We start from the raw sequence: 20334 nt of genomic DNA on the forward strand, positions 1-20334 counted from the left end.
GTTATGAGATGTTCAAATATTAAGAAATAGAAGCAAAAATGTCGATAACCGTTTCAGGAATCACCAGGTATTACGGAACACAGAAAGCGCTGGATAATGTAAGTTTTGAAATACCTTCAGGACAAATTGTCGGCTTTCTGGGACCAAATGGTGCCGGAAAGTCTACCATGATGAAGATCATTACAGGATTTCTTCCCCCAACTGAAGGGAATGTGAATGTATGCGGGTTGCATATTAATGGTAATAACCTGGAGGCACGTCGAAAAATCGGGTACCTTCCGGAGAACAATCCGCTTTACCTGGATATGTATGTTACCGAATATTTGCTGTTCGTAGCTGAAATTTACAAGCTGGACAACAAGAGAAAGCGTGTTGAAGAGATTATCGAAACAACCGGTTTAATTCCTGAACGACACAAAAAAATAGGTGCATTATCGAAGGGATATCGTCAGCGCGTGGGGCTTGCGCAGGCTCTGCTTCCCGACCCGGAGGTTCTGATACTGGATGAACCGACGTCAGGACTCGATCCCAACCAGATTGTGGAAGTACGGAATCTGATTGTCAAACTGGGAGAACAAAAAACGGTTCTTCTTTCTACGCATATTATGCAGGAGGTTCAGGCGATTTGCGAAAGGGTTATCATCATCAACAAGGGTGTTCTTGTGGCCGATGAATCGGCTGAAAATCTGGAAAAGGGCATACAAAGGAGCACCGCCAATATTTTTATTGAATTTGATAAGCCGGCTGCCCCCGAAAAAATTAATGCCATAACCGGTGTCGTCGGGGTTGCTCCTAAAGGGAATGGTTGGCTGGTGACAGCAAAAGCCGGAAAAGATGTACGCCCCGATCTTTTCAGGTTTGCCGTAGAAAATGATCTGATCATCCTTACACTCACAATAGAGCGCGAATCTCTTGAAGAAGTGTTTCAATCATTAACTGTCTGAATTAGTGTCCGTCTATAAATTACGCAAAAGTTGTTTCTGGTCATGTGTCTGTTCAGAAAGTGCCAGTTGCAAGGCTTGCGAAGCCGCCAAAACCGGAGTTTACTAATTGTAAATGAGGATTTTGGCGGCAAGAGTAACACAGTAAATGGCATTTTATGGACAGACACGAATTAAGGAGCCAGTCGTGAGATATCCCAGTCATTATTGCTGTTTAGTAAATATTCAAAACGGTCGTGCATCCGGTTGGGGCGTCCCTGCCAAAACTCAACTCTGTGGGGTACCAGCAGGTATCCTCCCCAGTGTGGAGGACGTGGAACCTTTTTGTTCTTAAACTTGAGTATAAGCTCTTCGAAGAGATTTTCCAGCATTTCCCTGCTGGTCACTCTTTCGCTCTGAGGAGATGCCCAAGCCCCGATCTGACTTTCACGCGGGCGCGAGTTGAAATATTCGTCGGATTCATGCGCTGGAAGCTTTTCTACAAGGCCTTCAAGTCTGACCTGCCGCTCTTGTGACGGCCAGAAGAAAACTGCCGAAGCCCTGGGATTTTCCTGAAAATGCGCGCCTTTCCGGCTGAGATAATTGGTGAAAAAAGTTATACCCCTATCCGTGATGCCTTTCATCAGAACAACCCTTTGCGATGGTTGTCCTGTAACATCCACACTGGCCAGGGACATCGCCGTTGGTTCTGTTTGGCCGGTTTCCATTGCTTCGTCCAGCCATTTTCTTAACTGTAATAATGGCAATGGTTCCAGATGATCTCTGGTAAGTGCGTGACGCTTGTAATCGTTTCGTATGTCAGAGAATTTGCTTTTCAAAACGGACTGTTTTAAGGACTGACACTAATTGGGACCGCTCTCATAAATTGTGAAAATTTTTGCGAGTTTATAGACGAGCACTAATTGGTTTTAAAATCAAATTTTACAGAAGCTAACTCCTGGTTGGCCTTTTCTATTTTTGAGGCAAGACTGTTTTTGTAAGCGGCCACTTTTTTATAGACTTCTTCGTCGCCTGTAGCGAGAATTTGGGCAGCCAGAATGCCTGCATTTTGTGCTCCGTCGAGTCCTACCGTGGCTACAGGAATCCCGGGAGGCATCTGCAAAATTGAAAGAATGGAGTCCCATCCGTCGATAGAAATGGATGCTTTTATGGGAACGCCGATAACAGGCAGCGGCGTGAGTGCAGCAATAACCCCCGGTAAATGGGCTGCTCCCCCCGCACCTGCAATGATGACACGAATGCCGCGGTCATAAGCTTCGCGGGCAAATTTCATTACTCTGTCGGGTGTCCTGTGTGCCGAGAGGGCATTAATCTCAAACGGAATCTGAAAATCATTCAGTACTTTGGCAGCTTTTTCCATGATCGCCAGGTCGGAAGTGCTGCCCATAATGATACTTACTTTCGGTTGCATAATGTATGTTGATTTTTGGTTGATATTTTCAGCATTGCAAAACTACGAACATTAACATTAATTATCCCTGTCTGTTCAAAATTTTATACTTTTGCAAACTTAACCGGCCGGCCAAAGAAATATACCATAAAACATCTCCCGATGAAGCGCATCCGACTTTTAGACAAAGAATTTGCCCTTTCCATTCCCGCCAGCGACATTAAAAAAGCCATTTGGGAAATGGCCATAAAAATTAACAGTGAGCTGCGCGATAAGAATCCTTTGATGATCTGTATCCTGAACGGGTCTTTCATGTTTTCAGCCGATTTGATGAAACTAATCGATTTTCCTTGCGAAATCAGCTTTGTTAAAATTTCATCGTATCAGGGCATGGGAAGTACCGGCGAAGTGAAACAACTCATCGGGCTCAATGAAGAAATTGAAGGACGTACGGTTGTTCTTCTTGAAGATATCGTAGATACAGGGGTGACCATTGAAAAGCTTGTAGAACAACTTGCCGCTCAGAATCCTAAGGAGGTTAAAGTAGCCACCCTTCTGTTCAAACCCGAAGCCTGTAAAAGGGAATTGAATCTTGATTATGTAGGAATGGAGATACCCAATGATTTTATTGTGGGATACGGTCTCGATTATGACGGTTATGGAAGAAACCTTCCGGACATATATACTGTTATTGATTAAAAATCTTTTGTTATGCTGAATATTGTAATTTTCGGACCTCCCGGATCAGGAAAAGGAACGCAAAGCGAAAAAATTATTGAGAAATACGGGTTTGCACATATCTCAACCGGTGATATCCTGCGCAATGAGATAAAAGCTGAAACCGATCTGGGGAAAAAAGCTAAATCGTTTATCGATAAGGGCGAACTGGTTCCTGATGAAACGATTATCGACATGCTCGAGAAAAAATTGGAATCTCTCGAAAATGTTGATGGTGTGATCTTTGATGGGTTCCCTCGTACCGTTGAACAGGCCAAAGCTCTGAAAAAGATGCTTCAGAAAAGAGGCGAGGATGTAAATGTGATGCTCAACCTGGAGGTTAAACGACAGGAGCTTATCGACCGCCTGCTGAAAAGGGGACAGGTGTCCGGCCGATCCGACGATAATCTGGAAACCATAGAAAAGCGCATCAACGTTTATGGAGAGCAAACCGCTCCGGTAATTGATTTCTATAAAGAAGAAGGAACTTACCGTCCCATCACCGGTGAGGGGGAGATAGATGATATTTTTGGACGGATTTGTGAAGCCATTGACTCTGTAAAATAAGCCGCTAATGTCGGGATCAAACTTTGTAGATTACGTTAAAATATTTTGCCGTTCCGGCAGAGGAGGGGCCGGGTCTCGTCATTTGCGGCGCGAAAAGTTTGTAGCCAAAGGTGGTCCCGATGGTGGTGACGGAGGACGCGGCGGACATGTGATAGTGCGTGGCAACCGTAACACCTGGACATTACTTCATCTGAAGTATCAGCGGCATATTTTTGCCGGAAATGGTGCCTCGGGGGGCAAACAAACTTCAACCGGTGCCGACGGAAAAGATGCTTATATTGAAGTACCTCTGGGAACAGTCGCTAAAAATGCCGAAACCGGAGAAGTGTTGTTCGAAATTACCGAACACGATGAGGAGCGCATCCTGGTGCGCGGGGGCAAAGGCGGGCTGGGAAATGTTCATTTTAAATCGGCAACCAACCAGACACCCCGTTATGCTCAACCCGGAGAGGCCGAGTCGGAATTGTCTGTCATACTGGAACTGAAAGTGCTTGCAGATGTAGGCCTGGTTGGATTTCCCAATGCCGGAAAATCTACACTTCTGTCGGTAGTGAGTGCTGCCAGGCCCGAAATAGCCAACTATCCTTTTACAACACTGGTCCCAAACCTGGGAATTGTTAAATACAGGGGACATCGCTCGTTCGTAATGGCTGATATTCCTGGCATTATTGAAGGAGCACATGAGGGGAAAGGCCTCGGCTTGCGGTTCCTGCGTCATATTGAACGTAATTCCATTTTGCTCTTCATGGTTCCGGCCGACAGTAAAGATATCCGGCAGGAATATAAAATTCTTCTGAATGAGCTGAGGCAGTACAACCCCGAATTACTTGATAAAAAGAGATTACTTGCAATCACCAAGTCCGATTTGATTGATGATGAGTTGCAATACGAAATTGAACAGGAACTGCCCGATGTGCCTTGCGTTTTTATCTCTTCAGTGACCCAAAAGGGGCTTTCAGAACTTAAAGATATGCTTTGGAAAGAATTGGCAGGGGTAACACAGTAACTGGTACTTTGTGGACAGACACTAATTGCAATTGAATTCCGGTTTTGACTGGAATCCCGGAAGCGAGGATGTCCAAAAAGGAGCCATCATTGTAAAGTCAGGTCACGGTACAGGATTTCAAAATATTGACTTTGAAATGCTTCACTGCGTTCAGAATGGCAAAGATCTTTCATTCTTTCGGCTTTTAGAACAGTTTCATGTTGTTCAAAAAGAAGGATTGGAATTCAAAGCTCCTGGTTTGCCCTTTGTTGCAAAGTTTATAACAGTTCTCTTTTCCGATTGAATATTTGACCATAAGATTCAATTGCTTAATAAGTCGCTACAACTCTTCCAGCTTTTTGGTGAATCAAATTAAAAAGAGATATCTTTGTCCGCTGAAATAAAAAAACGGAAAATCCGGTTTTGGAGCAGAAAAAGAAAATATACTTTGCTTCCGATGCTCATTTGGGAGCGCCAAACATCAGTGACCATCGCGAACATGAAAAGCGGTTTGTTGCATGGCTCGACAGAATCAAAAACGATGCAGGTGAGGTTTATCTCATGGGTGACATTTTTGATTTCTGGTTCGAGTATCGCCATGTAATCCCCCGCGGCTATACACGTTTTATCGGAAAGCTCTGTGAACTGACAGATGGAGGAATTCCGGTTCATTTCTTTACCGGGAATCACGACATTTGGGTATTTGATTATTTGCCGCAGGAGACGGGCGTAATAGTGCACAAAGAGCCTTACATAACGACCCTCTATGGAAAAAAATTCTTTCTTGCTCATGGCGATGGTCTTACCCCCGATGAGAAAGCTTATAAACGCTTAAAGGCAGTTTTTACAAACAAAACCGCTCAATGGCTGTTTCGTTGGGTACATCCCGACCTCGGCGTCGCTATGGCGCGGTTTTGGTCACGAAAAAGTCGTGAGAATAATCAGGATTCTGAAAAGGCCACCTTCCAGGGGGAAGAAGGGGAGTGGCTGATACAATTTTCCAAAAAGAAACTTCAGCAGGAACATTTCGATTTCTTTATTTACGGACACCGACATGTGGCCATAGACCTCCCTGTCGGCACACACAGCCGGGTTTGTTATCTGGGCGACTGGGTTAAGTTATATACTTATGCAGTTTGGGATGGAGAAACTTTTGAGTTAAAGCGGTTCGGGCATTAACCGGATTATATTTTATCAATTACTATTGCAGGTTCAATAGTCCGTTAAGCTTTTGTAAACATCTTAGATTCAATTGGTTTTATTTATGGGTTTGTTTTGATGAAATGCAGATTTTCAATGGGATACGAATCATCTTGTATCTTAAATTTAATAATCTAACGGTCTATTAAGGTTATGAGTAGTTCAAAGTTATACTCGGTTATTACAGGTTCGGGGAGTTATGTTCCCCCTTTAACCGTACCAAATGAAGCTTTTATCGATCGTCTGTTTCTGGATGAGGACGGTTCAAAGATAGAAACTCCCGGAGAGGAGATTATTACCAAGTTTGAGCAGATCACGGACATCTCTGAGCGCCGCATTGCCGAGCGCAATTTTGTAGCGTCCGATCTTGGCACTTTTGCGGCCGAAGAGGCACTGAAAGATGCCGGATACGACAGGGAGAAGCTCGATTATATCATCGTGGCCCACAATCTTGGCGATATAAAAGCAGGAAGTCTCTTCCCGGATATTATGCCAACACTGGCCTCAAGGGTGAAAAAAAAGCTGGGGATAAAAAATCCGAAAACTGTGGCCTATGATATCACTTTCGGGTGCCCCGGATGGACACAGGCCATGATACAAGCAAATTATTACCTTAAGTCGGGGGATGCCAAAAGTGTTCTGGTAATAGGTGCCGACACCCTCAGTCGTGCCATGGACCCTCACGACCGCGACTCCATGATATTTGCCGATGGTGCCGGAGCGGTGGTGCTTGAGGCTGTGGAAAGCGATAAACCTGTCGGGATGATGAAACATGTGACACGTACCGATACGGAAGACCATCTTGACCTTCTGGCAATGGGCGACTCTTTTAACAAAGAGCTGAATCACGGGCTGAAATATGTTAAAATGCGCGGACGCAAGGTTTACAATTACGGATTGACCTATGTTCCATTGGTGGCTAAGGAGTGCCTGGAGAAAAACGAGCTTCATCTGAAAGATATCAGCAAGGTTCTGATTCATCAGGCCAATGCTAAAATGGATGAGGCCATACTAAAACGAATTTTCAGGCTGTATGGCGAAAAGAATGCAGACTACAATGTTATGCCTATGCTTATAAGGACTTTTGGTAACAGCAGTGTGGCCACCGTTCCTACCTTATACGATCTTGTGGTAAAAGGGCAGATGAAGGATCATTCCCTGAATTCGGGCGATTACGTGTTGATGACGTCCGTGGGTGCAGGGATGAATATTAATGCGTTTATATACCGGATGCCCTGACCAGAGTTTTTTGTCATTCCGGGGTGGAACAAGCTATATTCCCGATCCGGTCTGCAGTTTAATGCGCTTTGTGTTCCTCAGCAATGCCTGATAAAACAGCCTCGGCTATTATCAAATCGAAAGGCGAAGTGATCTTGATATTTTCGGGATTTCCATCTACGAGGGTGATGTTGTGTCCGGCTGCCTCGACCACCGAGGCATCGTCTGTAAATTCGTTGCTAAAGGGTAATTCATAAGCGTTGGTGATGATGGCAGCTCTGAAAACCTGTGGGGTTTGAACTGTCCTGTAATTGCTGCGTAAAACACGACGGCTTTTTGTACCATCTTCATCAATTTCCCGAAGCGACTCCACAACTTCCATAACAGGTATGGCCGCACCATTTTCCAGGGCTGCATGAAAGCAACGCTCGATGGTTTCCCTGCTTGCAAAAGGGCGGACACCGTCATGAACGGCAACCAGATCGGCATTGCCAATGTGCTTCAGGCCATTTTTTACACTGTGATACCTGGTTTCTCCACCGGCTGCCAGTTGGTGTTCAGAAGTGAAATTATGATCCCGGCAAAGTGCTTTCCAATAGTCAAACTGGTCATCAGGCAAAACCACTACAATTCTGATATCCGGGTCCCACCTGGTAAATGATTCGATGGTATGCATTAAGACAGGACGGCCGCCTATTGCAATAAACTGTTTGGGAATGTCTTTCCCCATCCTGAGGCCACGACCTCCGGCAACAATAATAACTGATTTCTTCGGTGACATTTATATTTGGTTAATATCCATCCGGTATCTTAAATCTAAAAATTTAACGATCTGTGAGTGCGGTATAAAAAGCACATCTAATAGTTCGACAGCGCATTTCTCAAATCTTCAAAGCGGGCTTCATAATCCTTGATCGAGAGCCGGATCACTTCCCGGGCCTCTTCGGCATTATATACATGAGTAATCTCCGATTCGCGGTTCATGCCGGGCATATCTTTGTAGGTAAGAAAATAATGCTTCAGGCGGCGGATGACCAGTTCAGGCAGGTTAGAAATATCTGAAAAATCACCGTAAACCACATCGCCTTTCAATACCGAAATAATTTTATCGTCGGCAGCGGTACCGTCAATCATTCTCAGGCCGCCAATGGGAATCACTTCTGCAATAATGTCACCATGGGTAATGTCTTTTTCGGTAAGGACACATATATCCAATGGATCGCCATCACCCTTTATGTTCTTTTTACCGGTTTTTTCGGCACAAAAAGTACCCACGTGATTGCCACAATAGGTCTGAGGAATAAAACCATAAAGTGTAGGGACAACGTTGGAATATTTCTGAGGGCGGTCAATTCGCAGATAGCCGCTCACCTTGTCTATTTCGTATTTAATGGTATCTGTCGGAACCACCTCTATGAAGCAGTTTACAATATCCGGCGCTTTCTCTCCAATATCGATGCCGTGCCAGGGGTGCGATTTATATCTTAGTCCCATAAGTCTTCCGATTGGGTCCATTAAACTGTTTGCCGACATAATGCGATTGTTTTTCTTTTTTGTCATAAAAGTACTGAAAACAGGCTTCTTTTTTCTTTCAGTCAAAACGCACGATACTGCTGTTTGTTCAGCATTGAGCAAAGAAACAAAAAAATCCGTATCATCCGGCCCATCCCGAACGGTCTAAACTGCGGTACTGTACCGCTTCGGCCACATGATGCGCTTCAATGTTTTCGCATTCTTCAAGGTCGGCAATGGTTCGCGATACCTTTAATATTCGGTCGTATGCCCTGGCCGACAGGTCGAGTTTTTCCATGGCATTCTTGAGAATAGCCTGTCCGCTTTCGTCAGGTGTTGCATATTTGGTCAGCAGGCGCGTACTCATTTGCGCGTTGCAATGTACGTCTTTTATTTTTTAAACCGCTCCGACTGAACTGCTCTTGCTTTAATAACGCGCTCCCGCACTGTGTTGCTGGTTTCAGCTGGTTTCTGGGCAGCAAGTTTATCAAAAGGAACAGGGACTACTTCTATGTGAATATCAATCCGGTCGAGCAAAGGGCCGGAAATGCGACTCAGATATTTTTGAACAACCCCCGGACTGCAAACGCAGGCTTTTTCGGGATGGTTGTAGTAGCCACAGGGGCATGGATTCATGCTGGCTACCATCATAAAGCTGGCCGGATAATCGATGGTAAAACGTGCCCTTGAGATGGATATGGTGCGGTCTTCCAGCGGCTGCCGCATCACTTCGAGAACGCTGCGTTTAAATTCGGGAAGTTCGTCGAGAAACAGAACCCCGTTGTGCGCAAGAGAAATCTCTCCGGGTTGGGGATAAGAACCTCCGCCTACCAGGGCTACATCAGAGACCGAATGATGCGGCGACCTGAAAGGCCTTCGTGTAAGCAGAGAAATATGACCATTCAGTTTTCCGGCCACTGAATGGATTTTTGTGGTTTCCAGAGCTTCGTCGAGGGTAAGCGGTGGCAATATGGTGGGAAGACGTTTGGCCAGCATTGACTTTCCCGATCCGGGCGGTCCTATCATTATTACGTTATGGCCGCCTGCTGCCGCTATTTCGAGGGCGCGTTTTACGCTGTCCTGACCTTTCACATCGGCAAAATCAAATTCACTGCGTGCCTGTTCTTTCAGAAACTCTGCATCGGTGTCCACTTCCACCGGTTCAATTTCTTTCCGGCCGGTCAGGAAATCCACCACCTCGCGGAACGACTCCACTCCATACACATTCAGTCCTTTTACTACGGCAGCTTCACGGGCATTGGCTTTGGGAACAATAAATCCTTTGAAACCATCGGCTTTGGCCTGCAACGCAATTGGCAACGCACCTTTGATGGGATGGATTGAACCGTCGAGGGATAGTTCTCCCATCATCATGAAATCGCTGATACGAGATGAAGTGATTTGTTCATCGGCAGCCAAAACACCAACGGCAATGGGCAGGTCGTAGGCAGAACCTTCTTTACGGGTATCGGCGGGAGCCATGTTAACAACAATACGTTTTCCGGGCCATTTATGGCCGGTCTCTTTGAATACCGATTCAATGCGTTGTTGGCTTTCTTTGACAGCATTGTCGGGAAGCCCGACCAGAAAAAATCTTATGCCGCGCGTAACATTTACTTCAATGGTAATGGTAATGGCATCAATACCGGTAACGGCAGCTCCAAAAGTTTTAACAAGCATGGGTTGAGTTTTTTGCAAGGCAAGTTAAACAAAAAATTTAACTAATAAAAATTATTAGTTTGAATAGAAAAAGCATAAGTGCCGAGGGCTAAATATTATTGTCGGACGGCATATAAAAGAAGTGAGGGATTTATTACATTTGTAATTTAAGGTTATAAATATGAGTCTGCTCCTGAAAGTTTCTTGTTGCCGATCTTATTGATGCAGGTAATCTTTTGATGTTCATTAACAATTAGTTAATTGCGATTCGAAAATTACATGTGACCCGGGCCCGGCATGAAAAGGCTGTTTAAGTCGAGACTCATATATTACCTAAAATCTTACATCTATAAATATAACGTTCTGTTGTTATGAGATTTACATTTATTAAAATACCGCGTCACCGACGGTTCCAGTACGATCCGATCTATTATAATCCGGAGAAGGAGAAGCAGAAAGAGCGGGAACGTCGTATCCGTCAGGAGATGGGTATGCCGGTTGAAGAGGAGGAAGATGGCAGGGCGTATGCTGAAAGAATAAGAGGCGGAATGCGACGGCGGATTAAGTCACATTTTGAGGTGACGCGAAGTGAAAGAAAAAAATCTAATTTACGGTTGATTATTATCCTCATTTTATTGATTGCCTTATTCTATTATTTGCTTAATTCTGCTTACGATTGGTATGAGAAGTTTTTAATGTAAATTAATCTTTTGCCTGACCACTTTGTTATTTCCGTGCAGAAACAAAATAAAATAGAGAGAAGCAGTAATATATGTCAGATATTATCCAACTATTACCCGACTCAGTTGCCAATCAGATTGCTGCCGGAGAAGTAATTCAGCGACCCGCCTCGGTTGTTAAGGAGCTGGTTGAAAATGCTGTTGATGCAGGAAGTTCTGAAATTCAGATTATCATAAAGGATGCCGGACGTACGCTGATACAGATCATTGATAATGGCTGCGGGATGTCTGAAACCGATGCCAGGATGGCCTTTGAGCGGCATGCTACTTCGAAAATTCGCAATGCCAATGACTTATTTGCCATTCGAACCATGGGATTCCGGGGTGAAGCATTGGCTTCGATAGCTGCTGTTGCTCATGTGGAGCTCAAAACAAGGTTACATGAGCAACAATTGGGAACCAGAATCGAAATTGCAGGTTCAAAAGTAGAGAATCAGGAGCCTGTTACATGTGCCCCCGGCAGTAACTTTATGGTTAAGAACCTTTTTTTTAATGTGCCGGCCCGCAGGAGATTCCTCAAGACCAATGCCACCGAGTTGCGCCATATTGTTAACGAGTTTCAAAGGATCGCCCTTGCCAATCCTTCCATTATGTTCTCGCTGGAGCACAATAATCAAAAATTGTTCACCCTCCCGTCTTCCAACCTGAGGCAACGCATTTCTGCATTGATAGGGTCGCACACCAACTCTTTGTTGCTACCGGTTGAGACCGATACTTCTATCATTAAAATACACGGTTTCATTGGTAAACCCCAGTCCGCCAGGAAGACAATGGGCGATCAGTATTTTTTTGTCAACCACCGCTACATGCGAAGTCCTTACCTTCATAAAGCGGTAATGGTTGCCTACGAAAATCTTGTTCCCGCAGAGCATTGTCCACCCTATTTTCTTTTTTTCGAAGCCGACCCCGAAATCATCGATGTGAATATTCATCCCACAAAGACGGAGATAAAATTTGAAGACGAGCGGTCTGTGTGGAAAATAGTCAGCGCTGCTGTTCGTGAAGCACTGGGAAAGTTTAATATGGTTCCGTCTATCGATTTTGGAGATGCGGGAGAAGTCCAGATTCCGGCTAAGAAAAGAGATGAACCAATTCCCGAGCCGTCTGTAAAAATTAATCCCGAATATAATCCATTCGATGAGGAAAAGAATTACAGACCTTCCGGGTCGGGAACATCTTCACCTCCGTCCGGTTGGGAGTCGCTTTACGAAGGGTTTCAGTCCGCTTCCCACAAGATTGATCCCGCTGACGGGACCGATATGCTGATTCTTCCTTCGAAAGAAGATGCCTCTGAAAGCGGGAACGATGATGCTGTTAAAACCGGGAATGAATATAAAGAAACAGGCGCCCTCTATTTTCAGATAAAAAGCAAATACATTATTACTTCGGTAAAATCAGGGGTCATGATCATCGACCAGCGCCGTGCGCATGAGCGTATCTTATACGAGGATTTTCTCAGGAATATCAGTGCTGATGCATCGGTTTCGCAGCATTCTCTTTTCCCCGAAGAGATTGGATTTAGTGAAGAGGACGCTATTTTACTGAGGGATATTATGGATGATTTACGTATTTTCGGGTTCGAATTGGAAGAGAGAAGTGACCGTACCTTTTCAGTAATTGGTCAGCCTTCTTTGTTGAAAGGGATCAATACCCGTAAACTTATCGATGCTTTGCTGAATGCATTCAAGAGTGGAGAAGTAGACCCCAGGCACGAAGTTCGGGAACAAATGGCAGGAGTTATGGCCAGAAATGCCTGTATGCGGCCGGGCGAAGTATTAACACAGGATGAAATGGCAGAATTGATCAATAAGTTGTTTCTTTGTAGTGCACCCAATTATACGCCCGGAGGAAAACCCGTATTTACGATTCTCGATAATGAGGAACTCGAAAAACGCTTCCGGTGAGAATGCATGACAGATAAACCCGAAACATGGCACTGAAATTGCAAACCCAATCGACGTTGATTTATTAATTTTTAGTGATATAAAATGAACTTTGGAGCATCCCCTTTTGGCGGTCTGACAACCGCAGTCAAGAATCTGATACTGATTAATGTGATTTTTTATGTGGCCAGCCTGGTGTTTTACGGTACCTTCGGTTTTGCCATTGAGGATTATCTTGGACTTCATTTACCCACTGCCGAAGCGTTTAATCCTTTTCAGCTGGTAACGTATATGTTCCTGCATGCTTATTTTTCGCCAGGCGAGGGAATTATCTTTTTTCACCTCTTCTTCAATATGTTTGCGTTGTTCATGTTTGGGCGCATGCTGGAAGTGGTTTGGGGAACCAGACGGTTTCTCATCTATTATTTTGTGACCGGAATCGGAGCAGCCATTGTGCATATTCTTACTCAATATATAGAGGTAATGCCCATGATGGATGCCATAACGCATTATATGAATAACGCAAGTCCCGAAAACCTGAAGGCTTTCTTAAATGAAGATGTCCAGATCAGGTCGTATGAAATGAAGCAGCAATTTAATGAGTTTGTCCAATCATATAATCAGTTAATTGACAATAACCCGGATAAAGCCATTGCATTATCGAAAGAATACATGGTACAATACCGCAATGGCTATCTCAACAGTTTTGTTACCGTGGGTGCTTCGGGAGCTGTTTTTGGAATATTGCTGGCTTTTGGGATGCTGTTCCCCAACACTCAGCTGATGTTATTATTTCCGCCGATACCGATCAAAGCCAAATATTTTGTGATCATATATGGTTTGGTTGAGCTTTTCCTGGGTATCCGAAATTTCTCAATGGATAATGTAGCTCACTGGGCGCATTTGGGAGGTATGCTGTTTGGGTTTATTCTTATCAAGTACTGGAAAAATAGAGGAATTTATTATTAATTTGCCGGTATGAGTATATGGAATGAGATAAAACAATCTTTTCGTGAGGGAAATGTTCTCACAAAACTCATCTATGTCAATGTTGGGGTATTTGTTGTCGTTAAATTGCTGCAACTGTTGTTGCTGCTCATGGGTGCGGGTGCTGCATCTATTCAATTAATGATCAGTTGGTTGTCGGTACCCTCTGAGCCGGTTCTACTCCTGCTTCGTCCGTGGAGTCTGCTGACATACATGTTTTTGCACTACGATTTTTTTCATATTTTGTTTAATGTTCTTTATCTGTATTGGTTTGGCCGGTTGTTCGTGCATCTTGTGGATGCCGGCAAATTATTAACGGTTTATATCTGGGGTGGTTTGGCCGGTGCCGGAGTTTACCTTCTGGCTTTTAATTTGTTACCGGCTTTTTATCCGGGCAGTGGTGGTTCTGTCTTGCTGGGCGCTTCTGCCTCGGTAATGGCCATTCTTTTTGCTGTGGCACGCATACGGCCGAACTTTTCGGTTTATCTTTTTTTAATTGGCCCTGTTAAGCTTAAATATATTGCGCTTGGAGCTTTTATCATCGATCTGGTAAGTATTCCGGGAATGGCTAACGCCGGCGGTCATCTGGCACATATTGGTGGTGCCCTGGCCGGATTGTACTACGGATGGAAATTATCGGAAGGTAAAATTAAAGGGAATTTTTTCGACACGGCTGCCTCGAGGTTCGGAGGCCTGTTCCGTAAACGTTCCAGGATGAAAGTAACACACAGCCGGCCCATGAGTGACATGGAATATAATGCTCAGAAAGTGCGTCGGCAAAAGGAGTTGGATCGTATTCTTGAGAAAATTAAACAGAGCGGATACGACAGTTTATCGAAGGAAGAGAAAAAGACACTTTTCAATGCCAGTCAGGACAACTGAACAAAAAGTAATGTAGTTAGTGCGTGTCTATAAACTCGCAAAAATTTTCACAATTTGCGTGTCTGTTCAGAAAGTGTCATTTACAAGGCTTGCGAAGTCCCAAAATACGGAGTTTACTCATCGTAAATGAGTAATTTTCGGACGAGTTTAACACAGTAAATGGCACTTTATGGACAGACACTAGTCAGTAGTTTTTAGTGAGCTGTCAGTCGTGCGAATTTGAAAGTACTGGTATACTCGAAAAACTAACAAAAGTATACAAACATAATATTTTAGTTAAAAATTGAAGCGGTTATTTAAGTCCATATCATTCTTTGTCACGCTTGTGCTTGCCTTGCTCCTGCTTATTTCGGTGACACCCGTTTTCATCAGTCCCGAAAAGATTCATGTTTTAGCACTTCTGGGCTTTCTGTTTCCGGTTTTGTGGGTTATCAATTTGTTGGCGCTCATCCTTCATATTCTGAGGAAAAGTATTCATCTGGTAATGCCTCTGGCGGTTTTGCTTTTAACGTGGAATCTTTGGGGAAATATTTTTCAGTTTAAAGGAGAACAACCTCCTGATGACCTGAAGAATCCTGTGAAAATAATGACTTTTAATGCCCGGATGTTCGATTTTTACGAGTGGTCCGAACTACCTGGTATGCCGTATGCCATTTATGATTTTATTGAAAAGGCCGATCCTGATATTCTTTGTGTGCAGGAATACTTTACTTCCAGACGGAAGGAGGGATATTCGCCCAATTTTCTGAGGGCAAGGTTGCGGAAGATGGGGTATAGTCATATAGAATACCGCGATTACTCCGGTCAGAATATTGGATACGGAATTGCCACCTTTTCCCGATTCCCTGTTGTAAATAAGGGGGCACTTGATTTTAGCAACAGTAAAAATATGGCCATTTTTACCGATGTTAATATTAACGGTAAAGTATTCAGGGTATTTAATAATCATCTGGAATCTATAGGTTTCAGATCACAGGATTTTAACGTGATTGACAGCCTTACTTTTGAGTTGGATCAGAAACAGAAAGACGGCATACGGGAAATCGTTCGTAAAATGTCCAGGGCTTTCAGGCAAAGGTCTTCCCAGGCCGAAAGGATTTCAAATCACATTAATAATTCGCCTTATCCTGTGATTGTCTGCGGTGATTTTAATGATATGCCCATCTCTTATGTTTACCGCAGGATGAGAAGCAATCTGAAGGATGCTTTCAGGGAATCGGGGTCAGGATTCGGAGGTACCTATAATGGCCGGCTTCCTTCTTTGAGAATTGATTATATATTTCATGACCCGGACATCAATTCTTATGGTTTCAGACGGCACAAGGTTGATTATTCCGACCACTTTCCCATTTCAACTATTTTGGAAATTCAATAGATCGTTAGATTTTTAGATAATGGAATTGTATGAGACAGTATAAAGAACTTTTGAAACGGGTACTTGATGAGGGTGTACAAAAAGAAGACCGGACAGGTACGGGTACAATCAGTGTTTTCGGGCACCAGATGCGTTTCGATCTTCAGGATGGGTTTCCATTACTGACTACCAAAAAGCTCCATCTTAAGTCTATTATCCATGAACTTTTGTGGTTTATTAAGGGTAGTACAAATGTGAAATATTTACAGGACAATGGTGTGCGGATATGGAACGAATGGGCCCGGGAAGATGGAGAGTTAGGCCCGATTTACGGATATCAATGGCGTTCGTGGCCCGATTACAAAGGAGGTCATATCGATCAGTTGCAACAGGTCATTGATTCTATTCAGTCGAATCCCGACTCACGCCGGCACATTGTTAGTGCCTGGAACGTGGGGCAGCTCGATGATATGGAATTGCCTCCATGCCACATCCTGTTCCAGTTTTATGTGGCCGATGGGAAGTTAAGCTGTCAGCTCTATCAACGAAGTGCAGATATTTTTCTTGGCGTTCCTTTTAATATTGCCTCTTATGCTTTGCTGACAATGATGGTTGCCCAGGTTACCAATCTTGAACCGGGCGATTTTGTTCATACCCTTGGCGATGCGCACATATATCTCAATCACATAGATCAGGTGAAACTGCAGCTGACACGGGCGCCGAGACATCTGCCCACGATGACTGTAAACCCCGATGTGAAAAGAATTGACGACTTTAAATATAACGACTTTGTGCTGAGTAATTACGATCCGCATCCTCACATCAAAGGAAAAATATCTGTTTAAAATGGAAATGATTCCGTAGAATATGAAAGTTATTGATATGCACTATTGTGCTTTATTCTTTGGAAGTGCATGCTCTTCGATAACGGTTCCCTTTGGGTACCTGCCGGCAACCGGAAAATCAATATCTAACCTTGTAATATCTAACATCTAATCATCTAATGACATGCGCTTGTCTCTTATTGTTGCAGTCGACGAAAATAGTGGTATCGGTATTGATGGTAACCAGCCCGCTTTTATCAGTGAAGACCTTAAACGGTTTAAAAAGCTGACAACAGGTAATGCCATCGTGATGGGGAGGAAGACTTTTGAAGCGCTGCCGAAAGGTGCTCTCCCCAATCGTAGAAATATCGTTATTACAAGGCAGAAAGATTTCTCACCTCCCGGCTGTGAAGTTATTCATTCGGGCGATGAGCTTCATGAAGTCTGCAGTCCGGAAGAAAGCGTGTTCGTGATTGGCGGCGGGGAAGTTTATAAGCTCTTTTTCTCAGATGCGATCAGGATTTATCTCACTTTGATCCATTATAAGTTTCCCCGCATCGATACCTGGTTCCCTCCCATAAAAGAAGATGAATGGGTGGTTGAGCGTTCGGAAGGACCATACAACGATGAAAAATCCGGATTCTCTTATTCGTATATCAATTATGTCCGTCGATGAAGGCTTTGTCAATCATAGGGTAGAAAACGTGTTGCTACATGAGCATATCTGACCCTGTCTTTAAATTTTTTTGAGAATTCCATAAATGCAGGAAGTCCGGTGCAATGGCACAGGCCGTATTTTTCAACATCCAGGGCTTCGAAGGCTTTTACCGTTTTTTGTATCCTCCCTTTTGAGGCACCTTTCAGGTGAGTTCCTCCCAAAACCAGCTTTATATGGTTATTGCCAGTCACCTCCATTGCCGTGCGGCAAATGTTGCCAATTCCTCTGTGAGCACAACCTGCGAAGACAGTAAGACCTTTATTGTGTTCGTATACCATGAATAGTTCGTCTTCGAACGGATCGGCACTTTTTGCTCCTGCTTTGTCAACCAGCATGGCGGGAGAGATTTGTTCAAACGCGTAGAAATGTCCTATGTCAGGTATAATTTTTAGTCCTGGTGCTATTTCTGTTGGTTTTTCGATGTATTTGAACCGGGAGGTGTATGTTTGTGCAACCGTCTTATCGATTCCTATAAACCGTGCCTGGCCTGTCGACTGTGAGTATTTATCCTCAAAGGCTTTTGGTTTCAAATAAACCGGAGCATGATCGTTGATCCCGAAAAAGGCTGCCAGTCCACCTGTATGATCATAATGACCATGACTGATAACCACCATATCGATGGCCCGGAGGTCGACGTTCAATCTTTTTGCATTTTCGACCAGCAAATTGCTCTGTCCGGTATCGAAGAGAATTTGTTTCCCTGCTGTTTTTACAACAAACGAGAGACCATGCTCTCCTTTTGTTCCCTGTTGGTATGCCAGGTTTTCTACAAGTGTGATGATTTCCATTGCATTAAATCCTGTTAAAATGAACTATTGTTCTTTTGAAGGATAAAGATAATACTCTTCTTTGTAATGGAAAAGTTAAAAAATGCCGGCGAGACTTGACACCGCCGGCATTTTTTTTACGATTGGTATTTATATCGTTTAATACTTTTCTTTGGTGTTTTTTCAAACTCTTCGGGGAACAGCACTATTCTGGAAATATTCATAAAGGCAGGTAGTTCCTGGTTTACTTCTTTCTTTATTTTTTGAAGAATCTTTTCGATATCCTGATCCCCCAGGTCTTCAGCGTCTACTGCTTCATAATCCGGATAAACAAGAGCTTCAATTTTTCCATTGTCTTCCCGAACCAGGCATTCCTGAACATATTCCTTATTGTTGATTACAGCTTCAATCTCTTCGGGGTAGATATTCTGTCCCGACGGACCAAGAATCATATTTTTACTTCGTCCTTTAATGAAGATGAAGTTGTCCTTATCGATGACTCCAAGATCCCCGGTGTGTAACCATCCTTCAGAATCAAGCATTTCGCTGGTGGCCTGCTTGTTTTTATAATACCCGATCATGTTGTTTTCTCCTCTTACAAGAATTTCTCCAACTTTGTTGTAAGGGTCATCCGAGTCGATTTTTACCTCCATTCTGTGAACGATTCTTCCTGCAGATTGAGGTTTTGTTTCATCCCATGGCGCATAACTGATCAAAGGGCCGCATTCGGTCATGCCATACCCGATTGTTAAGGGAAAACCTATCTTACGCAGGAATATTTCCACGTCTTTGTTCAGTGCAGCTCCGCCAACAATCATTTCACGAAATTCGCCGCCAAATACTTCGGTCAGCTTATCTTTGATTTTCGCGTAAAGAAGTTTGTTGAGAACGGGTAATTTAAGAAGGGCTTTCAGGCTTTTCTTTTCGAGTTTTGGTAATATTTGCTTCTTGAAGATTTTTTCGAGCACCAGCGGAACCGAGAGGATCAGATGAGGTTTTATACTTCGAAAGGCTTCGGTAATAATCTGAGGTGAAGGTGTTCTGGAGAGAAAAGTTACATGACAGCCTTCGGTAAATGGCCATAAAAATTCAAAGAGGCATCCGTATGCGTGTGCCAGAGGTAAGAATGAAACAATACGTTCTCCGGGAATGATGTCAAAGGTATCGCGGGCATATTGCACGTTTGACCAGATGCTTCGGTGAGGCAAAAGCACTCCTTTGGAAAAGCCTGATGTACCCGATGTGTAGGAAAGCACCATTACATCATCTGGTTTGGGACTAAAGAAATCGATCATCCCGACATCGAAGCTGTCGTCGGTTTTGGATATTTCCTTTTGTGCCTTTTCAACAGCTTTCCGCACTTTCCCGTTGTTATCGACAATGACGGAGAGATCATTTACCGAAATGATTCCCTTAAGTGATGGCATTTTTGTTTCATCGACTTTATCAAAAATCTGGTCGGTGGAAAACAGAAGTACAGATTCGGAGTGATTGACAATGTGATTAATATCGGAAGGGCTGAAATCGGGTAGAATGGGGACAATTGTGGCACCGTAAGTAACAGTGCCTAAATAAATCAGGGCCCAATTGGTTGAATTTCTTCCGATGAGAGCAACTTTATCACCGGGCTTAATTCCCAATGCTTTGTAAACCTGATGACAACGATAAATCGATTTTCCAACTTCTTTAAAGGTAATGGTATCTCCTTTGAAGTCACTGAAAGCCGGCATATCCGAGTAATTCTCCAATGCCGATTTTACCAACCCTGTGTAACCGCTTTTTTCCATACATTTTTATTTAGTGTCTGTCCATAAAGTGCCATTTACTGTGTTATGCTCGTCCGAAAATTACTCATTTACGATGAGTAAACTCCGTATTTTCGGACTTCGCAAGCCTTGTAAATGACACTTTCTGAACAGACACACATACTGTAAAAATTCTTTGCGAGTTTATAGACGAGCTCTATTTTATTTAGTGTCTGTCCATAAAG

Annotated in this window: 22 protein-coding genes; 14 read left to right on the top strand and 8 right to left on the bottom strand. The window is 43.7% G+C overall.

From position 1 onward, the window contains the following. Nucleotides 1–38 precede the first annotated feature (38 nt). Nucleotides 39–944 (top strand): gliding motility-associated ABC transporter ATP-binding subunit GldA, encoded by a 906-nt coding sequence (gene gldA / locus OQ5_RS0104780; RefSeq protein WP_016776387.1) that lies wholly within the window; start codon nt 39–41, stop codon nt 942–944. A gap of 170 nt (nt 945–1114) precedes the next feature. Here the strand turns inward: gldA and pdxH are convergent, their stop codons facing one another. Together pdxH and purE are read right to left on the bottom strand one after the other, a co-directional pair. Continuing rightward, nucleotides 1115–1759 (bottom strand): pyridoxamine 5'-phosphate oxidase, encoded by a 645-nt coding sequence (gene pdxH / locus OQ5_RS0104785; protein ID WP_016776388.1) that lies wholly within the window; start codon nt 1757–1759, stop codon nt 1115–1117. A gap of 80 nt (nt 1760–1839) precedes the next feature. After that, nucleotides 1840–2352: a 5-(carboxyamino)imidazole ribonucleotide mutase gene (gene purE / locus OQ5_RS0104790; protein WP_016776389.1), complete on the bottom strand. Its 513-nt coding sequence runs from the start codon at nt 2350–2352 to the stop codon at nt 1840–1842. Between the two features lie 141 nt (nt 2353–2493). Here purE and hpt point away from each other — a divergent pair, with 141 nt between their 5' ends. From hpt to OQ5_RS0104820, 6 genes are all read left to right on the top strand, one after another. Beyond that, the gene (gene hpt / locus OQ5_RS0104795) at nt 2494–3030 is read left to right on the top strand and encodes a hypoxanthine phosphoribosyltransferase (RefSeq protein WP_016776390.1); all 537 of its coding nucleotides are present in this window, start codon (nt 2494–2496) and stop codon (nt 3028–3030) included. A 12-nt stretch (nt 3031–3042) separates the two neighbouring features. Then, the gene (locus tag OQ5_RS0104800; protein WP_016776391.1) at nt 3043–3615 is read left to right on the top strand and encodes an adenylate kinase; all 573 of its coding nucleotides are present in this window, start codon (nt 3043–3045) and stop codon (nt 3613–3615) included. A 7-nt stretch (nt 3616–3622) separates the two neighbouring features. Continuing rightward, nucleotides 3623–4621 (top strand): GTPase ObgE, encoded by a 999-nt coding sequence (gene obgE / locus OQ5_RS0104805; protein ID WP_016776392.1) that lies wholly within the window; start codon nt 3623–3625, stop codon nt 4619–4621. 31 nt (nt 4622–4652) lie between these two features. After that, nucleotides 4653–4904, top strand: coding sequence for a hypothetical protein (locus OQ5_RS0104810; protein ID WP_016776393.1), 252 nt, complete (start codon nt 4653–4655; stop codon nt 4902–4904). A 119-nt stretch (nt 4905–5023) separates the two neighbouring features. Further along, nucleotides 5024–5779, top strand: a complete 756-nt coding sequence (locus OQ5_RS0104815) for a UDP-2,3-diacylglucosamine diphosphatase (RefSeq protein ID WP_016776394.1) — start codon at nt 5024–5026, stop codon at nt 5777–5779. A 174-nt stretch (nt 5780–5953) separates the two neighbouring features. Then, a complete protein-coding gene (locus tag OQ5_RS0104820) occupies nt 5954–7039 on the top strand; it encodes a 3-oxoacyl-ACP synthase III family protein (RefSeq protein WP_016776395.1) in 1086 nt (361 codons plus the stop codon). A 58-nt stretch (nt 7040–7097) separates the two neighbouring features. Here the strand turns inward: OQ5_RS0104820 and OQ5_RS0104825 are convergent, their stop codons facing one another. The 4 genes from OQ5_RS0104825 to OQ5_RS20310 form a co-directional block, all read right to left on the bottom strand. Continuing rightward, nucleotides 7098–7799: a 2-C-methyl-D-erythritol 4-phosphate cytidylyltransferase gene (locus tag OQ5_RS0104825; RefSeq protein ID WP_016776396.1), complete on the bottom strand. Its 702-nt coding sequence runs from the start codon at nt 7797–7799 to the stop codon at nt 7098–7100. 77 nt (nt 7800–7876) lie between these two features. Next, a complete protein-coding gene (locus OQ5_RS0104830) occupies nt 7877–8551 on the bottom strand; it encodes an inorganic pyrophosphatase (protein ID WP_026055118.1) in 675 nt (224 codons plus the stop codon). 121 nt (nt 8552–8672) lie between these two features. After that, on the bottom strand, nt 8673–8897 hold the full coding sequence (locus OQ5_RS24260; protein ID WP_016776398.1) for a hypothetical protein: 225 nt from the start codon (nt 8895–8897) through the stop codon (nt 8673–8675). A gap of 23 nt (nt 8898–8920) precedes the next feature. Then, nucleotides 8921–10210: a YifB family Mg chelatase-like AAA ATPase gene (locus OQ5_RS20310; RefSeq protein ID WP_016776399.1), complete on the bottom strand. Its 1290-nt coding sequence runs from the start codon at nt 10208–10210 to the stop codon at nt 8921–8923. Nucleotides 10211–10560: 350 nt separating this feature from the next. On the opposite strand from OQ5_RS20310, the gene OQ5_RS0104840 reads away from it, so the two are divergent. The 7 genes from OQ5_RS0104840 (at nt 10561) to OQ5_RS0104875 (ending at nt 17535) form a co-directional block, all read left to right on the top strand. Further along, nucleotides 10561–10890 (top strand): hypothetical protein, encoded by a 330-nt coding sequence (locus tag OQ5_RS0104840; RefSeq protein WP_016776400.1) that lies wholly within the window; start codon nt 10561–10563, stop codon nt 10888–10890. A 71-nt stretch (nt 10891–10961) separates the two neighbouring features. Then, a complete protein-coding gene (gene mutL, locus OQ5_RS0104845; RefSeq protein ID WP_016776401.1) occupies nt 10962–12833 on the top strand; it encodes a DNA mismatch repair endonuclease MutL in 1872 nt (623 codons plus the stop codon). Nucleotides 12834–12917: 84 nt separating this feature from the next. Beyond that, nucleotides 12918–13781 carry a rhomboid family intramembrane serine protease gene (locus OQ5_RS0104850; RefSeq protein WP_016776402.1) on the top strand — a complete coding sequence of 288 codons (864 nt, stop codon included), beginning with the start codon at nt 12918–12920 and terminating at the stop codon, nt 13779–13781. A gap of 9 nt (nt 13782–13790) precedes the next feature. After that, complete coding sequence (locus OQ5_RS0104855; RefSeq protein WP_016776403.1) at nt 13791–14681, top strand: rhomboid family intramembrane serine protease; 891 nt, start codon at nt 13791–13793, stop codon at nt 14679–14681. Between the two features lie 283 nt (nt 14682–14964). After that, nucleotides 14965–16056, top strand: a complete 1092-nt coding sequence (locus OQ5_RS0104860) for an endonuclease/exonuclease/phosphatase family protein (protein ID WP_016776404.1) — start codon at nt 14965–14967, stop codon at nt 16054–16056. Between the two features lie 29 nt (nt 16057–16085). Continuing rightward, entirely contained in the window at nt 16086–16880 is a 795-nt protein-coding gene (locus OQ5_RS0104865) for a thymidylate synthase (protein ID WP_016776405.1), read from the top strand. Nucleotides 16881–17043: 163 nt separating this feature from the next. Continuing rightward, nucleotides 17044–17535, top strand: coding sequence for a dihydrofolate reductase (locus tag OQ5_RS0104875; protein ID WP_016776407.1), 492 nt, complete (start codon nt 17044–17046; stop codon nt 17533–17535). 8 nt (nt 17536–17543) lie between these two features. Here OQ5_RS0104875 and OQ5_RS0104880 read toward each other — a convergent pair whose 3' ends face one another. Next, entirely contained in the window at nt 17544–18365 is an 822-nt protein-coding gene (locus tag OQ5_RS0104880) for an MBL fold metallo-hydrolase (RefSeq protein WP_016776408.1), read from the bottom strand. A gap of 116 nt (nt 18366–18481) precedes the next feature. Continuing rightward, complete coding sequence (locus OQ5_RS0104885) at nt 18482–20131, bottom strand: AMP-binding protein (protein ID WP_016776409.1); 1650 nt, start codon at nt 20129–20131, stop codon at nt 18482–18484. Nucleotides 20132–20334: the final 203 nt, after the last annotated feature.

The organism is Anaerophaga thermohalophila str. Valhall, assembly GCF_000250735.1.
In the GTDB taxonomy this organism is placed as follows: domain Bacteria; phylum Bacteroidota; class Bacteroidia; order Bacteroidales; family Marinilabiliaceae; genus Anaerophaga; species Anaerophaga thermohalophila_A.

Bases quoted from the DNA above. Each gene is read 5' to 3' on its own strand.
- OQ5_RS0104830 (WP_026055118.1), bottom strand. From the start codon at position 8,551: ATGTCGGCAAACAGTTTAATGGACCCAATCGGAAGACTTATGGGACTA.
- OQ5_RS0104880 (WP_016776408.1), bottom strand. From the start codon at position 18,365: ATGGAAATCATCACACTTGTAGAAAACCTGGCATACCAACAGGGAACA.
- OQ5_RS0104850 (WP_016776402.1), top strand. From the start codon at position 12,918: ATGAACTTTGGAGCATCCCCTTTTGGCGGTCTGACAACCGCAGTCAAG.
- gldA (WP_016776387.1), top strand. From the start codon at position 39: ATGTCGATAACCGTTTCAGGAATCACCAGGTATTACGGAACACAGAAA.
- OQ5_RS24260 (WP_016776398.1), bottom strand. From the start codon at position 8,897: ATGAGTACGCGCCTGCTGACCAAATATGCAACACCTGACGAAAGCGGA.
- OQ5_RS0104855 (WP_016776403.1), top strand. From the start codon at position 13,791: ATGAGTATATGGAATGAGATAAAACAATCTTTTCGTGAGGGAAATGTT.
- OQ5_RS0104820 (WP_016776395.1), top strand. From the start codon at position 5,954: ATGAGTAGTTCAAAGTTATACTCGGTTATTACAGGTTCGGGGAGTTAT.
- hpt (WP_016776390.1), top strand. From the start codon at position 2,494: ATGAAGCGCATCCGACTTTTAGACAAAGAATTTGCCCTTTCCATTCCC.
- OQ5_RS0104875 (WP_016776407.1), top strand. From the start codon at position 17,044: ATGCGCTTGTCTCTTATTGTTGCAGTCGACGAAAATAGTGGTATCGGT.
- purE (WP_016776389.1), bottom strand. From the start codon at position 2,352: ATGCAACCGAAAGTAAGTATCATTATGGGCAGCACTTCCGACCTGGCG.
- mutL (WP_016776401.1), top strand. From the start codon at position 10,962: ATGTCAGATATTATCCAACTATTACCCGACTCAGTTGCCAATCAGATT.
- OQ5_RS0104840 (WP_016776400.1), top strand. From the start codon at position 10,561: ATGAGATTTACATTTATTAAAATACCGCGTCACCGACGGTTCCAGTAC.
- OQ5_RS0104825 (WP_016776396.1), bottom strand. From the start codon at position 7,799: ATGTCACCGAAGAAATCAGTTATTATTGTTGCCGGAGGTCGTGGCCTC.
- OQ5_RS0104800 (WP_016776391.1), top strand. From the start codon at position 3,043: ATGCTGAATATTGTAATTTTCGGACCTCCCGGATCAGGAAAAGGAACG.
- OQ5_RS0104865 (WP_016776405.1), top strand. From the start codon at position 16,086: ATGAGACAGTATAAAGAACTTTTGAAACGGGTACTTGATGAGGGTGTA.
- obgE (WP_016776392.1), top strand. From the start codon at position 3,623: ATGTCGGGATCAAACTTTGTAGATTACGTTAAAATATTTTGCCGTTCC.
- OQ5_RS0104885 (WP_016776409.1), bottom strand. From the start codon at position 20,131: ATGGAAAAAAGCGGTTACACAGGGTTGGTAAAATCGGCATTGGAGAAT.
- OQ5_RS20310 (WP_016776399.1), bottom strand. From the start codon at position 10,210: ATGCTTGTTAAAACTTTTGGAGCTGCCGTTACCGGTATTGATGCCATT.